This is a genomic window from Agromyces sp. P2_B3 (assembly GCF_056404815.1).
In genome coordinates this window covers 639,521-653,548 of record NZ_JBFUDH010000001.1, presented here as the reverse complement: position 1 = coordinate 653,548, position 14,028 = coordinate 639,521, and the positions used below count along the sequence as shown (strand labels likewise).

Annotated in this window: 17 protein-coding genes and 1 pseudogene; 1 reads left to right on the top strand and 17 read right to left on the bottom strand. The window is 71.4% G+C overall.

Going from position 1 to position 14,028, the window contains the following annotated elements; all coding sequences use genetic code 11:
* From AC1DZA_RS02965 to glmS, 9 genes and pseudogenes are all read right to left on the bottom strand, one after another.
* Positions 1-193 (bottom strand): annotated as a pseudogene (locus tag AC1DZA_RS02965) (hypothetical protein); the annotation flags it as partial.
* Positions 194-235: 42 nt separating this feature from the next.
* On the bottom strand, positions 236-661 hold the full coding sequence (locus AC1DZA_RS02960) for a DUF4190 domain-containing protein (protein WP_476771621.1): 426 nt from the start codon (positions 659-661) through the stop codon (positions 236-238).
* 144 nt (positions 662-805) lie between these two features.
* A complete protein-coding gene (gene tsaD, locus AC1DZA_RS02955; protein WP_476771620.1) occupies positions 806-1,858 on the bottom strand; it encodes a tRNA (adenosine(37)-N6)-threonylcarbamoyltransferase complex transferase subunit TsaD in 1,053 nt (350 codons plus the stop codon).
* Positions 1,855-2,388 (bottom strand): ribosomal protein S18-alanine N-acetyltransferase, encoded by a 534-nt coding sequence (gene rimI / locus AC1DZA_RS02950; RefSeq protein WP_476761650.1) that lies wholly within the window; start codon positions 2,386-2,388, stop codon positions 1,855-1,857. The genes tsaD and rimI overlap by 4 nt, the downstream gene beginning before the upstream one ends.
* Positions 2,385-3,005 (bottom strand): tRNA (adenosine(37)-N6)-threonylcarbamoyltransferase complex dimerization subunit type 1 TsaB, encoded by a 621-nt coding sequence (gene tsaB / locus AC1DZA_RS02945; protein ID WP_476771619.1) that lies wholly within the window; start codon positions 3,003-3,005, stop codon positions 2,385-2,387. Before tsaB ends, rimI begins: the two co-directional genes overlap by 4 nt.
* Positions 3,006-3,014: 9 nt before the next feature.
* On the bottom strand, positions 3,015-3,536 hold the full coding sequence (tsaE, locus tag AC1DZA_RS02940; RefSeq protein WP_476771618.1) for a tRNA (adenosine(37)-N6)-threonylcarbamoyltransferase complex ATPase subunit type 1 TsaE: 522 nt from the start codon (positions 3,534-3,536) through the stop codon (positions 3,015-3,017).
* Complete coding sequence (alr, locus tag AC1DZA_RS02935) at positions 3,536-4,696, bottom strand: alanine racemase (protein WP_476771617.1); 1,161 nt, start codon at positions 4,694-4,696, stop codon at positions 3,536-3,538. Before alr ends, tsaE begins: the two co-directional genes overlap by 1 nt.
* On the bottom strand, positions 4,693-5,061 hold the full coding sequence (locus AC1DZA_RS02930) for a holo-ACP synthase (RefSeq protein WP_476771616.1): 369 nt from the start codon (positions 5,059-5,061) through the stop codon (positions 4,693-4,695). The genes alr and AC1DZA_RS02930 overlap by 4 nt, the downstream gene beginning before the upstream one ends.
* Before the next feature lie 19 nt (positions 5,062-5,080).
* Positions 5,081-6,931 (bottom strand): glutamine--fructose-6-phosphate transaminase (isomerizing), encoded by a 1,851-nt coding sequence (gene glmS / locus AC1DZA_RS02925; protein WP_476771615.1) that lies wholly within the window; start codon positions 6,929-6,931, stop codon positions 5,081-5,083.
* A 76-nt stretch (positions 6,932-7,007) separates the two neighbouring features.
* On the opposite strand from glmS, the gene coaA reads away from it, so the two are divergent.
* Positions 7,008-7,964 carry a type I pantothenate kinase gene (coaA, locus tag AC1DZA_RS02920; RefSeq protein ID WP_476761656.1) on the top strand — a complete coding sequence of 319 codons (957 nt, stop codon included), beginning with the start codon at positions 7,008-7,010 and terminating at the stop codon, positions 7,962-7,964.
* 48 nt (positions 7,965-8,012) lie between these two features.
* On the opposite strand, the gene glmM is transcribed toward coaA, so the two are convergent.
* The 8 genes from glmM to rpsM form a co-directional block, all read right to left on the bottom strand.
* On the bottom strand, positions 8,013-9,374 hold the full coding sequence (glmM, locus tag AC1DZA_RS02915; RefSeq protein WP_476771614.1) for a phosphoglucosamine mutase: 1,362 nt from the start codon (positions 9,372-9,374) through the stop codon (positions 8,013-8,015).
* A 21-nt stretch (positions 9,375-9,395) separates the two neighbouring features.
* Positions 9,396-9,881 carry a 30S ribosomal protein S9 gene (gene rpsI, locus AC1DZA_RS02910; protein ID WP_159606543.1) on the bottom strand — a complete coding sequence of 162 codons (486 nt, stop codon included), beginning with the start codon at positions 9,879-9,881 and terminating at the stop codon, positions 9,396-9,398.
* A gap of 44 nt (positions 9,882-9,925) precedes the next feature.
* Positions 9,926-10,372, bottom strand: a complete 447-nt coding sequence (rplM, locus tag AC1DZA_RS02905; protein WP_476771613.1) for a 50S ribosomal protein L13 — start codon at positions 10,370-10,372, stop codon at positions 9,926-9,928.
* Between the two features lie 136 nt (positions 10,373-10,508).
* The gene (gene truA, locus AC1DZA_RS02900) at positions 10,509-11,435 is read right to left on the bottom strand and encodes a tRNA pseudouridine(38-40) synthase TruA (RefSeq protein ID WP_476771612.1); all 927 of its coding nucleotides are present in this window, start codon (positions 11,433-11,435) and stop codon (positions 10,509-10,511) included.
* A gap of 83 nt (positions 11,436-11,518) precedes the next feature.
* Positions 11,519-12,046 (bottom strand): 50S ribosomal protein L17, encoded by a 528-nt coding sequence (gene rplQ, locus AC1DZA_RS02895; protein ID WP_476771611.1) that lies wholly within the window; start codon positions 12,044-12,046, stop codon positions 11,519-11,521.
* A 46-nt stretch (positions 12,047-12,092) separates the two neighbouring features.
* Positions 12,093-13,079 carry a DNA-directed RNA polymerase subunit alpha gene (locus tag AC1DZA_RS02890; protein WP_130353495.1) on the bottom strand — a complete coding sequence of 329 codons (987 nt, stop codon included), beginning with the start codon at positions 13,077-13,079 and terminating at the stop codon, positions 12,093-12,095.
* A gap of 97 nt (positions 13,080-13,176) precedes the next feature.
* The gene (rpsK, locus tag AC1DZA_RS02885; RefSeq protein ID WP_159605229.1) at positions 13,177-13,575 is read right to left on the bottom strand and encodes a 30S ribosomal protein S11; all 399 of its coding nucleotides are present in this window, start codon (positions 13,573-13,575) and stop codon (positions 13,177-13,179) included.
* A 33-nt stretch (positions 13,576-13,608) separates the two neighbouring features.
* A complete protein-coding gene (rpsM, locus tag AC1DZA_RS02880) occupies positions 13,609-13,989 on the bottom strand; it encodes a 30S ribosomal protein S13 (RefSeq protein ID WP_159605227.1) in 381 nt (126 codons plus the stop codon).
* Positions 13,990-14,028 lie beyond the last annotated feature (39 nt).

Sequence of the window (14,028 nt, the reverse complement as noted above, 5' to 3'; positions counted from 1 at the left end):
CCACGGGCGGCGCCTCGGGCGCGGACGGCATGCCCGGGGCGGTCGGCTCCTCGGGCGCCGGGAAGGTGGGCTCGGGCTCCGAGGGAGCCGTGGGCTCCACCGGCGCCGGGGGCACCACGGGTTCGGTCGGCTCGACCGGCACCGCCGGCTCCGCCGGCACGGTCGGCTCGTCGGGGTTCCTGGGGTCACTCATGAGTACGTCCTTCTCGATCGGTGGTGCGGATGCCGCGACTGCTCAGTACTGAAGGTCGCCTGTCGTGCCGTAGTAGGTGACGAGCCACGCGCTCAGCGCGACCGCGACGATCACGCCGATGATGGCCAGGACGATGCCGGCGTAGCCGATGATGAGGCCGGCGAGGGCCATGCCGCGGCCCTGCTCGCCGGTCTTCTTGATCTGGCTCAGCGAGATGTGCCCGCAGATCACCGCGGCGATGGAGCCGATGCCCCACAGGATCACGATGCCGGCGATCGACGCGACGAGCGAGACGATCGCCAGCGTGTTCGTCTTGGTGGCCGGCGGCTGGCCATACGCCGTGGCGGGCTGCGGGTACGACGGGGCGGGCGCCGCCGGCGGGACCGCACCGTGGGCCGGGGCAGGCCCAGGCGGCGGCGGCGGGGGCACCGGAGTGCCCGGCTGCTCGGGAAGGTTCGGATCGGTCACGGTCGGTGTTCCCCTCGATGCTGCAGATCGGATGTTCCACACGCCGCTGTGGCGGCGCGGCGGCGCTCGCCTCACGGCACCGCGGTCTCCGTTTCACACACTAGCGCGATGGGCAGGCGGAACGCAGCCTTCGAAGCCGCCCGGTCAGACCTGGATGTCGGTGACCGGCAGCGTCGAGTCGGCACCGAAGCCGAGCTGCGAGGGAGCGTGGCCCGCCATGATGAGCTGCGCGCCCAGGGCGGCGATCATGGCGCCGTTGTCGGTGCAGAGTGACAGCGGCGGGACCCGCAGCGCGATGCCCGCGGCATCCGCCCGCTGCTCGGCCACCTCGCGGAGTCGCGCGTTCGCCACGACCCCGCCCCCGAGGAGCAGGCGCGGCACCCCCAGGTCGTTGCACGCGGCGACGGCCTTGCCGACCAGGACGTCGACGACGGCCTCCCGGAAGCTCGCGGCCACGTCGGCGACGGGCACAGGCTCACCGGCCGCCTCGCGTTGCTCGACCCAGCGGGCCACCGCCGTCTTCAGCCCCGAGAAGCTGAAGTCGTAGCGATGCGCCACGAGGTCCTTGGGCAGGGTGAGCCCACGGGGGAACCGGATCGCCGTGGGATCGCCTCCGAGCGCCGCGCGGTCGATCTCGGGTCCGCCGGGGTACGGCAGGCCGAGCAGGCGCGCGACCTTGTCGAAGGCCTCGCCCGCGGCGTCGTCGATGGTCTCGCCGAGCAGCTCGACATCGGCGACCAGGTCGCGCACGAGGAGGAGCGACGTGTGGCCTCCCGAGACGAGCAGCGCCACGGTCGGGGTCTCGAGCGGCGCCTCGTCGTCGAGGAGGTCGGCGCCGACGTGGCCGACGAGATGGTTCACGGCGTAGATCGGCTTCTCCAGCGCGAGCGAGAGCGCCTTGGCCGCGCCGACGCCGACCATGAGCGCGCCGGCGAGCCCCGGACCGCTCGTGACGGCCACCGCGTCCACATCGGCGAGCTCGACCTCGGCCTCGGCGAGCGCCGCCGCGATCGTCGGCCCCAGCGCCTCGAGGTGCGCGCGTGCCGCGACCTCGGGAACCACGCCGCCGTAGCGCGCGTGCTCCTCCATCGAGGAGGCGATGACATTGGCGAGGGGCGTGGTGCCGCGCACGATGCCGATGCCGGTCTCGTCGCAGGACGTCTCGATGCCGAGCACGAGCGGCGCCTCGCGGTTCACGCGACACCCCCATCGGCGGTGCCCGATGACGCTCCGGATGCCGCGGGCCCGGTCACCGCGGCCGGGACCTGCAGGCGCATGGCGATCGCGTCGACGTTGTCGGGCTGGTAGTAGCCCCGGCGCACGCCGATCTCGACGAATCCGAGCGACTCGTAGAGCGAGCGGGCGATCGGGTTGTCGGCACGCACTTCGAGGAAGAGCTCCGCGACGTGGCGGCGGCGGGCCTGCGTGATGAGCGCGTGCATCAGGCCACGGCCGAGGCCGATCCCACGCGCGAACCGCGCGACCGCGATGGTCTGGATGTCGCCCTGGCCGCTGCCCGACGGCGCGAGCAGTCCCGCGTAGCCCAGCAGGCGGCGCTCGGGTTCCTCCTCGTCCTCGTCGACCGCGACGAGGTAGTAGCCGTGCGGCCCCTCGAGCTCGCGGCGCATGGCGGCCTCGGGCCACGCGTCGTTCACGAAGGTCTCGCGCTCGAGCCGCATGATCGCGTCGAGGTCGTGGAGCTTCGCACGGCGCATGAACACGCTCACTGCAGCACCCGCTTGCCGGCCGAGGGCGTCACGTCGGGCGCACGGAGGTAGAGCGGCACGTCATCGGCCAGCGGCAGGCGCCGGGCCGCGAACGCCAGCTCGGCCAGCATGCCGATCCCGCCGGCGGGAACGAGGTGCGCGTCGAGGCGAGTGCCCGGCGTCTGCGGAACCGCGTCGCGCGGGCTCAGCGCCGGGCCACCGGCGCGGCGCGGGAGTCCGTCGGGGTCGAGCCCGTCGTAGTCGGAGACCGCGAACTCCCGGCGGCGGGCGTCGGTCACGACCTGGAGGCGTCCGGCGCCCCCTGCGCGGTACCAGGCCCAGGCGACCGCATCGTGGCTCGGTACAGGCACGAAGGGGCGGCGGATTCCCACCGCGAAGGCGTGCGCAGCGGCGATGCCGACCCGAAGGCCCGTGAACGGCCCCGGCCCCATGCCGCCGGCGACGCCGGAGAGGTCGCCCGGGCGCACGCCCGCGGCATCCATCGCCTCGCGGATGAACCCGCCGACGACCTCGGCATGCCGCATCGTGTCGCCGGTGCCCGTCTCGGCGATCACCCCGCGGTCGCGGTCGACGACGGCGACACTCGTGCCCGTCGACGTGTCGATCGCGAGCAGCATGGTTCCAGCCTACCGGCCGACCGCGAACCGGGTTCCGGCCCAGCGGGGCCCGTACCCCCGGACGTCGAGCACGCGCGGCTCATCGGCGCCGAGGAGCTCCGCGTCGGCGGCATCCGTGGCGTCACCGACACCCGTGCCGTCGCCCGCCGCACCGGTGGGTCGCTCGATGACGACCTCGAGCCACGACTCGCCGGCATCGTCGAGGAGCCCGGCACCCCACTCGACCACGACGACCGCGTGGTCGAAGTCGAGGTCGAGGTCGTCGAGCAGGGCTGCGCTGCCGAGCCGGTAGGCGTCGACGTGCACGAGCGACGGACCGCGGGCCAGGTTCGGGTGGGTGCGTGCCAGCACGAACGTCGGGCTCTGCACCGGGCCCCGGACGCCGAGGCCATCGCCGATGCCGCGCGTGAGGGTCGTCTTACCCGCGCCGAGCGGGCCGGTCAGGAGCACGAGGTCGCCCGCGCGGAGGTCGGCGGCGAGCTCGCGGCCGAACGCCTCCATCGCGTCGGCGTCCGGGGCGTGCACCTCCATCACGCGGCCTCGCCCGGCGCCGCGCCCAGGTAGGTGCGGCCGACGCGCGGACCGATGCGGGTGACGATCTCGTAGCCGATGGTGCCGGATGCCGCGGCCCACTCGTCGGCGGTGGGCGCGCCGGTCGCGGGGTCGCCGAAGACGACGACCTCGTCGCCGACCGAGACCGCATCGTCGCCGACATCGACGACGAACTGGTCCATGGCGATCCGGCCGACCACCGGTCGACGCGTGCCGCCGATCAGCACCTCGGCGCCGCCGCCCGAGGCATGGCGTGGGATGCCGTCCGCGTAGCCGAGCGGCACGAGCGCGAGGGTCGTCGGACGCTCGGCGTGCCAGATGTGCGCGTACGAGGCGCCGGCACCCTCCTCGACACGGCGGACCGCCGCCACGCGCGTGCGCAGCGTCATCGCCGGGGTGAGTCCGAGGTCCGCGGCGGTCGTGCCGTCGCCGAACGGCGTGAGCCCGTAGGTGCCGATGCCGATGCGCACGAGCTCGTAGCGCGACCGCGGGTCGCGGATGGCCTGCTCGGACGACGCGATGTGCCGCACGTCCGGTCGCAGGCCGGCCCGTTCGGCCTCGGCGAGCGCCCGCTCGAAGACGGCGAGCTGTGCGGCATCCACGTCGCGGGAGGTGTTCGCGAAATGGCTGAAGATGCCCACGACGCTGATCGCGCCCGCGTGCTCGAGCTCGGCGGCACGAGCGACGACGTCGCGCCACTCGGACTCGGGCACGCCGTTCCGGCTGAGCCCCGTGTCGATCTTCAGGTGCACGCGGGCGGGTCCCGCGGCGGCGGCGCGCTCGAGCTGCTCGGAACTCGAGACGCCGATCTCGACGCCGGCGGCGACCGCGCGCCCGAAGTCGGCGTCGGGGTCGTGCAGCCAGGCGAGGATCGACGCCTCGATGCCCGCGTCCCGGAGTTCGAGCGCCTCATCGAGGTCGGCCACGCCGAGGCGCGTCGCCCCTCCGGCGAGCGCGGCCCGCGCGCAGGCGACGGCACCGTGGCCGTAGGCGTTCGCCTTGACCACCGCCATCACCTCGGCGGGTGCCATACGGTCAGCCAGGACGCGTACGTTGTGCTCGACCGCACCCAGGTCGACGACGGCCTCGCGGAACGGCCGCGCCGCGGCATCCGGCGCCGGCTCGGCGATTGACGTCATTGCGAACCGCCACCCGCGGACTCGAGCACCACGAACGCGCTGGCGATGCCCGCATCGTGGCTCATCGAGAGGTGCACGTGGTCGATGCCGAGGCGACGGACATGCTCGGCGAGGCCGCCCGACAGGGCGAAGTCGGGGTTGCCGTCCGCGTCCTGCACCACCCGCATCTCGTGCCAGCGGATGACGGCGTGGCCGCCGAGCGCCTTGATGAGCGACTCCTTCGCCGCGAACCGCGCGGCGAGCGACCGCGCCGGCCGGCCGCGTTCGCTCTCGGCGAACAGTCGCTCGACGAGCGCCGGCGTGCGCGTGATCGAGCGCTCGAACCGAGCGATGTCGACCACGTCGATGCCGATGCCGACGATCACGGCGCCTCCTGCTCCCGGGTCATTCCACCGTCACGGACTTGGCCAGGTTGCGGGGCTGGTCGACGTCGAGGCCCTTCGCCTGTGCGAGCTCCATCGCGAAGACCTGCAGCGGCACCACCGCGAGGAGCGGCTCGAAGAGGGGAGCGGCGAGCGGGATCCGGATGACCTCGTCGGCGAACGGCAGCACCGCGGCGTCGCCCGCCTCGGCGATCGCGATCACGCGGGCGCCGCGGGCACGGATCTCCTGGATGTTCGACACGACCTTCGGGTGCAGGTTGGCCGAGCCGCGCGGGCTCGGCACGACGACGAAGACCGGCTGGCCGGGCTCGATGAGGGCGATGGGGCCGTGCTTCAGCTCGCCGGCGGCGAAGCCCTCTGCGTGGATGTACGCGAGCTCCTTGAGCTTCAGCGCACCCTCGAGCGCGATGGGGTAGCCGACGTGCCGGCCGAGGAACAGGACGGAGCGGGTGTCGGCCATCCAGTGCGCCAGCTGGCCGACCCGCTCGGACTGGCCGAGCACCGTCTCGAGCTTCTCGGGAACCGCCTGCAGCTCGGCGAGCTGCACACCGAGCTCCTCGTCGGTCAGCGTGCCGCGCACACGCGCCAGGTGCAGGCCGAACAGGTAGAGCGCGGCGATCTGCGCGACGAAGGCCTTCGTCGACGCGACGGCGACCTCGGGGCCGGCGTGCGTGTAGACGACGGCGTCGGACTCGCGGGGGATCGTCGCGCCCTGGGTGTTGCAGATCGAGATCGTGCGCGCCCCCATCTCGCGGGCGTACTTCACCGCCATGAGGGTGTCCATGGTCTCGCCCGACTGGCTGATGGAGACCACCAGCGTGCCCTCGTCGAGCACCGGCTCCCGGTAGCGGAACTCGTGGCTGAGCTCGACCTCGACGGGAACCCTGGCCCACTGCTCGATGGCGTACTTCGCGACCATGCCGGCGTAGGCCGCCGTGCCGCACGCGATCACGGTGATGCGACGGATGGCGCGAAGCTCCTCGTCTCCGAAGGAGTCGAGCTCGGGGATGTGCACCTGTCCCTCGCTGATGCGACCGCGCAGCGTGTTGGCCACCGCGTCGGGCTGTTCCGACACCTCCTTGCGCATGAACGAGGACCAGCCGCCCTTCTCGGCGGCGGACGCGTCCCACGCCACGTCGAACGGCTCCACCTCGACGGGCTCGCCCGCGAAGTCGGTGACCGTGACGTCGTCGGCGGTGATGGTGACGATCTGGTCCTGGCCGATGGCCACGGCGCGCTTGGTGAACTCGACGAAGGCGGCGACATCCGAGCCCAGGAAGTTCTCGCCGTCGCCGAGGCCGATGACGAGGGGCGAGTTGCGTCGGGCGCCGACGACGACACCCGGCTGGTCGCGGTGCACGGCCAGCAGCGTGAACGCCCCGTCGAGGCGCGACACGGTCGCGCGGAACGCCTCGGTGAGCTCGCCGACACGGCGGTACTCACGGCCGAGCAGCACGGCGGCGACCTCGGTGTCGGTCTCGCTCTCGAAGACATAGCCCTCGGCGAGGAGCTCGTCCTTCAGTTCGGAGAAGTTCTCGATGATGCCGTTGTGGATGAGGGCGAGACGGCCGTCGTCGCCCAGGTGCGGGTGCGCGTTCCGATCGGTCGGTCCGCCGTGCGTGGCCCAGCGGGTGTGGCCGATGCCGGTGCCACCGCGGTGCAGCGGCGACGCCTCGAGGTCGTCGGCGAGCACCTGCAGCTTGCCCGCGCGCTTGGCGGTCTCGATGACGCCGTCGTCATCGACGATCGCGACTCCCGCCGAGTCGTATCCGCGATATTCGAGGCGGCGAAGGCCGCCCATGAGCACGTCGAGGCTGTTGCGCTCGCCGACGTAACCGACAATTCCACACATGGGCTCGATCCTACCCGTGGTCGCCTGCGCGCCTTCCCGGCGTCGGATGCCGCGGGCCGCTCACTAGACTGACACGGTGCTGGATCCGCAGAGCCCGTCGTCGCACGTCGCGCAGATCTCGCCCTTCATCGAACTCGGCCGGGCGGACTGGGCCGCGCTCGCCCCATCGATCCCCTCGCCGCTGCGCGAGACCGAGATCGTCCAACTGCGCGGACTCGGCGAGCCGCTGGACCTCCGCGAGGTCGCCGAGGTGTACCTGCCCCTGAGCCGCCTGCTCAACCTCTACGTCGGCGGTACGAAGTCGCTGCACGACGTGACGAGCGAGTTCCTGCGCGAACGCGTCGAGGCGACGCCCTTCGTGATCGGCGTGGCGGGATCGGTGGCGGTGGGCAAGTCGACGATCGCGCGGCTCCTCCGCGAACTGCTCGCCAGGTGGGAGCACACGCCGCGCGTCGAGCTCGTGACCACCGACGGCTTCCTGTTCCCCAACGCCGAGCTCGAGCGTCGCGGCCTCATGGCACGCAAGGGCTTCCCCGAGTCGTACGACCGACGGGCGCTCCTGCGGTTCGTCAGCGAGGTCAAGGCGGGCGCCGCCGAGGTGCGAGCGCCGTTCTACTCCCACCTCGCCTACGACATCGTGCCCGACGCGCAGGTCACCGTGCGCCGTCCCGACGTGCTCATCATCGAGGGCCTCAACGTGCTGCAGCCGCCCGGGCCGGGGCACCGCCTCGCCGTCAGCGACCTCTTCGACTTCAGCATCTACGTCGACGCGCGCACCAGCGACATCGCGCGCTGGTACGAGGAACGCTTCCTCAAGCTGCAGCGCGGCGCGTTCTCGAACCCGCGATCCTACTTCCACCGGTACGCGAGCCTGACCGAGGCCGAGGCGCGCCAGCGGGCGGGCGACATCTGGCGGTCGATCAACGAGCCGAACCTGCTGCAGAACATCCGGCCGACCCGCTCGCGGGCGTCGCTCGTACTCCGCAAGAGCGCCGACCACACCGTGTCGAGCGTGCTGCTCCGCAAGCTCTGACCGCGCCGGGCGATGCCCGTCCAGCCGACCGCGTGAGCGGCCGCGGCGTCAGACCGTGAGTCGCTCGCGCACGACGTCGGCCAGTGCGGCGGCGTGACGCTCGGCCGTGTCCTGGTCGGCGGCCTCGACCATGACCCGGACCATCGGCTCGGTGCCCGACGGGCGCAGCAGCACGCGACCGGTGTCGCCGAGCTCGGCCTCCGCGGCCGCGACCGCCGCCGCGACCTGCGCGTCGTCGTGGAGCCCGTGGTGGTCGACCCCGCGCACGTTCACGAGGACCTGCGGGTACACGGTCATGACCGACGCCAGCTCGGCGAGGGTACGCCCCGTGCGGGCCATCTCGGCGGCCAGGTGCAGGCCGGTCAGGACCCCGTCGCCCGTCGTGGCGAACTCGGTCATGATGACGTGGCCCGACTGCTCGCCGCCCAGGGCGAGCTTCTCGGCTCCGAGCGCCTCGAGCACGTAGCGATCGCCGACCTTCGTCTCGATGACCCGGATGCCGCGTTCGGCCATCGCGCGTCGCAGGCCGAGGTTCGACATCACCGTGACGACGAGCGTGTCGTCGGTGAGGGTGCCGCGTTCGTGCATCGACACGGCCAGGATCGCCATGATCTGGTCGCCGTCGACGACATTGCCGTCGGCATCGACGGCGAGGCAGCGATCGGCGTCGCCGTCGTGGGCGATGCCGAGGTCGGCGCCGTGCTCGCGCACCGCCGCCTGGAGCAGGCCGAGATGGGTGGAGCCGACACCGTCGTTGATGTTCATGCCGTCGGGATCGGCACCGATCACGGTGACGGTCGCACCCGCATCGCGGAAGGTCTCCGGCGAGACGCCGGCGGCGGCGCCGTGGGCGCAGTCGAGCACGACGTGCAGGCCGTCGAGACGGTTGGGGAGGGTGCCGAGCAGGTGGACCACGTAGCGGTCCTCGGCGTCGGAGAACCGGCGGATACGGCCGACGCCGTCGCCGACGGGGGCCAGCTTCGGCTTGCCGAGGTGGGACTCGATGCGGTCCTCGACCTCGTCGGGGAGCTTCGTGCCGCCGAACGAGAAGAACTTGATCCCGTTGTCGGGGGCCGGATTGTGCGAGGCGGAGATCATCACGCCGAAGTCCGCGCCGATCGAGTCGATCAGGAAGGCGGTCGCCGGCGTCGGGATGACCCCGGCGTCGAGCACGTCGACCCCGGAGCTGGCGAGTCCGGCCGCGACCGCGGCGATGAGGAACTCGCCCGAGACGCGCGGGTCGCGCGCGACCACGGCGACCGGCCGTCGACCGGTGGCGCGCAATTCGTCGGCGTGCCGCCCCTGCGTGAGGACGGCGGCAGCCGCCTGGGCGAGGCCCAGGGCCAGGTCAGCCGTGAGATCACGGTTGGCGAGGCCCCGGACCCCGTCGGTTCCGAAGAGCCGAGGCATACGGAGAACCGGAGGCCCGGATCAGCGCTTCGAGAACTGAGGCGCCTTGCGGGCCTTCTTGAGACCGGCCTTCTTGCGCTCGATGACGCGGGCGTCACGAGTGAGGAAGCCGGCCTTCTTCAGGGTCGCGCGGTTGTTCTCGCGGTCGATCTCGTTGAGCGCACGGGCGATCGCGAGGCGCAGCGCACCGGCCTGGCCCGAGGGGCCGCCGCCGGTGATGCGGGCGATCACATCGTACGAGCCGGAGAGCTCGAGCACGGTGAACGGGTCGGTGATGAGCTGCTGGTGCAGCTTGTTGGGGAAGTAGTCCGCGAACTCACGGCCGTTGACCGTGATGCCGCCGGCGCCGGGGGCGATGCGCACGCGGGCGATGGCCTGCTTGCGACGACCGACGGCCGCGCCCGACACGTTGAGCACGGGGCGGGGAGTGGTGGGTGCGGCCGAGGGGGTGCTCTCGGTCGTGTAGCTCTCGGGAGCCGCTTCGATCTGGTCTGCGATCTTCGCCATTTTGGTGTGAATCCTTATTTCGAGAACGTCGAGGGTGCCGGAAGTTACTGGGCGACCTGGGTGAGGGTGTACGGCTTGGGCTGCTGCGCCGCGTGGGGGTGCTCGGGGCCGGCGTAGACCTTGAGCTTCTTGAGCTGGGCGCGACCGAGGGAGTTCTTCGGGAGCATGCCGCGGATCGCCTTCTCGACGGCCCGGACGGGGTTCTTCTCGAGGAGCTCGGCGTAGGTGACGGCCTTCAGGCCGCCCGGGTACCCCGAGTGGCGGTAGGCCTTCTTCTGCTCGAGCTTCTGGCCGGTGAGGGCCACCTTGTCGGCGTTCACGATGATGACGAAGTCACCGGTGTCGACGTGGTTCGCGAAGATCGCCTTGTGCTTGCCGCGCAGGAGCGCAGCCGAGTGGCTGGCGAGGCGGCCGAGCACGATGTCGGTGGCGTCGATGACGACCCAGTCACGCTGGATCTCGTTCGACTTGGGAGTGTAGGTGCGCGTCACGGAAGTGCTGCTTTCTGGTCGAGAGAGGGGTTCGTGAATCCCACTCCGGGGGGAGTTCGCCCGCGATGCGAGCGAACGCCCTGGTGGAGGGCTCATCTTCGGGTGCCGGCGCAGATGGCGGCACCAAAGAGGTAGCTTAGCCGACGATGCCCTCGGCATGCAATTCGCGACGTCGCCGCGTCTGCGCGGCCCGCGCTTCGAGCTCCGCGTCGTCGGGATAGCCGACCTCGGTCAGCACGAGGCCCTTGGCCGGCATGACCGTGAACGCGCTCGTGCGTTCGGCCGCGTGCAGCAGCGCCTCGGGTTGTGCCTGGTCGAGCCGCCCCTCCCCCACCGCGACGCACGCGCCGACGAGCGCGCGAACCATCGAGTGGCAGAAGGCGTCGGCCTGGAGGGAGGCCACGAGCACGCCGTCGGACGCGCGCGTCCACCCGTAGGCCTGCAGGGTGCGGATGGTGGTCGCGCCCTCGCGCGGGCGGCAGAACGCCGCGAAGTCGTGCAGGCCCACGAGCGAGGCGGCCGCGGCATCCATCGCCCGCTCGTCGAGGCGCTTCGGACGGCCGGCGGTGCGTCGCCGTGCGAGGGGATCGCGTTGGGAGGCTGCGTCGGCCACGCGGTACTCGTAGCGTCGCCAGATCGCCGAGAAGCGCGCGTCGAACCCGGCCGGCGCGCGCTCGGCGTGCGTGACCACGACATCGGCGTCGGCACCCAGGATGCCCGTGAGGCGGCGGGCCAGGGTCTGCTCGGGCGTGGCATCCTCGTCCTTGCCTCGTCGCGGTCGCGCGACCACGGCGAGCGCCGCCTCGGGCACGTCGAGGTGGGCGACCTGGCCGAGCGCGTGCACGCCCGCGTCGGTGCGTCCGGCGACGGTGAGCCGCGGCACGGCGCCCGTGCGGCGGAAGAGCGTCGCGAGCGCCTCCTCGAGCACGCCCTGCACGGTGCGGAGGCCCGGCTGCCGGCTCCAGCCGTTGAAGTCGGTGCCGTCGTAGGCGATGCCGAGGCGCACGCGCACGACGGATGCCGCGGCATCCGTCTCGTCGACGACGGTCTCGTACTCGGGCATACGACCAGCCTAGAGCGACGCTCGGCCGGGACGACGAACGGCCCCGGTGCAGTGCACCGGGGCCGTTCTCGAGCGTTGCGAGGCTACTTGACCTCGGCGGGCTCCTCGGTCGACTCCTCGGACGCCTCGGCGCCGGCGGCCTCGTCGACCGCGGCCTCGGCCTCGGTCACGACCTCGTCGGTCGACTCGACCTCGGGCTCGGCGGCGGGAGCCTCGTCGGCGGCCGGCTTGGCGGCGCGCTGCTTCGGGGTCACGGGCTCGAGCACGAGCTCGATGACCGCCATGGGCGCGTTGTCGCCCTTGCGGTTGCCGATCTTCGTGATGCGGGTGTAGCCGCCCTGGCGGTCGGCGACCTGCGGCGCGATGATCGCGAACAGTTCGTGCACGACGGCCTTGTCGCCGATCACGCCGAGGACGCGACGGCGGGCGTGCAGGTCACCGCGCTTCGCGAACGTCACGAGACGCTCGGCGAGGGGACGCAGGCGCTTGGCCTTGGTCTCGGTGGTGGTGATGCGCTTGTGCGTGAAGAGCGCTGCGGCGAGGTTCGCGAGCAAGAGCCGCTCGTGCGCGGGTCCGCCTCCGAGGCGGGGGCCCTTGGTGGGCTTCGGCATGGTTCGTTATCTCCAGTGGTGGGGTGTCAGTACGGCGGGCGGTCGACTAGTTCTCGTCGTCGAAGCCCGTGTAGAAGTGGGCGCCGTCGAATCCGGGCACAGAGTCCTTCAGGGAAAGACCCATCTCGGTGAGCTTGTCCTTGACCTCATCCACCGACTTCTGGCCGAAGTTGCGGATGTTCATGAGCTGCGACTCCGACAGGGCGACGAGCTCCGACACCGTGTTGATGCCCTCGCGCTTCAGGCAGTTGTAGCTGCGCACCGACAGGTCGAGGTCCTCGATGGGGATCGAGAGCTCGCTGGAGAGCACGGCGTCGACCGGCGCGGGGCCGATCTCGATGCCCTCGGCCGCGACGTTCAGCTCGCGGGCGAGGCCGAACAGCTCGGTGAGCGTGCGACCCGCCGACGCGATGGCGTCGCGCGGGGTGATGGCCGGCTTCGACTCGACGTCGACCACGAGGCGGTCGAAGTCGGTGCGCTCGCCGGCACGGGTGGCCTCGACGCGGTAGGTGACCTTGAGCACCGGCGAGTAGATCGAGTCGACCGGGATCTGGCCCGCCTCGGAGTACTCGTTGCGGTTCTGGCTGGCCGACACGTAGCCGCGGCCGCGCTCGATCGTGAGCTCGAGCTCGAACTTCGCCGAGTCGTTGAGCGTGGCGATCACGAGCTCGGGGTTGTGCACCTCGACACCGGCCGGAGCGGAGATGTCAGCGGCCGTGACCTCACCGGCGCCCTGCTTGCGCAGGTAGGCGGTGATGGGCTCGTCGTGCTCGCTCGAGACGACGAGGTTCTTGATGTTGAGGATGATCTCGGTGACATCCTCCTTCACGCCCGGAACGGTCGAGAACTCGTGGAGCACGCCGTCGATGCGGATGCTCGTCACGGCTGCGCCGGGGATCGAGGAGAGGAGGGTGCGACGGAGCGAGTTGCCCAGGGTGTAACCGAAGCCCGGCTCGAGGGGCTCGATCACGAAACGCGAACGGAACTCCGAGATGTTCTCTTCGGTGAGCGTCGGGCGCTGTGCGATCAGCACTGTGGATTCCTTTCGGCAGGGTGTCCGCTATATGAGCTTCGTGGTATCCTTTCTGTTCCCGCGACGGCCTGGCTCCCCGGTCCGCAGGACGGAAGGGTCAGACGCGGCGGCGCTTGGGCGGGCGGCATCCGTTGTGCGCCTGGGGCGTCACGTCGTTGATGCTGCCGACCTCGAGGCCCGCGGCCTGGAGCGAGCGGATCGCGGTCTCACGGCCCGAGCCGGGGCCCTTGACGAAGACGTCGACCTTCTTCATGCCGTGCTCCTGCGCCTGGCGGGCGGCCGACTCGGCGGCCAGCTGCGCGGCGAACGGGGTCGACTTGCGCGAGCCCTTGAAGCCCACGCCGCCGGAGGAAGCCCAGCTGATCACGGCACCGTTGGTGTCGGTGATCGAGACGATGGTGTTGTTGAAGGTCGACTTGATGTGGGCCTGGCCCACGGCGACGTTCTTCTTTTCCTTCTTGCGCGGCTTGCGAGTAGCCGCCTTGGGTGCTGCCATGTGTGAAATCTCCTGTATCTGGCGAACGAGCGGTTACTTGCGGCCGGGCTTCTTCTTGCCGGCAACGGTGCGCTTCGGGCCCTTGCGGGTACGAGCGTTGGTCTTGGTGCGCTGGCCGCGGACCGGGAGGCCGCGACGGTGGCGCAGGCCCTCGTAGGATCCGATCTCGACCTTGCGGCGGATGTCGGCGGCCACTTCACGGCGGAGGTCACCCTCGACCTTGAAGTTGCCCTCGATGTAGTCGCGGAGCGCGACGAGCTGGTCGTCGCTGAGGTCCTTCACGCGGATGTCTCCGCTGATGCCGGTCTCCGCGAGCGTCTGCAGCGCACGGGTGCGCCCGACGCCGTAGATGTAGGTCAGTGCGATCTCCACGCGCTTCTCGCGCGGGATGTCGACTCCTGCCAGACGTGCCATGTTGGCTTCTCCTGTTTCGAAGTGGAGGTGTGGAGCAAC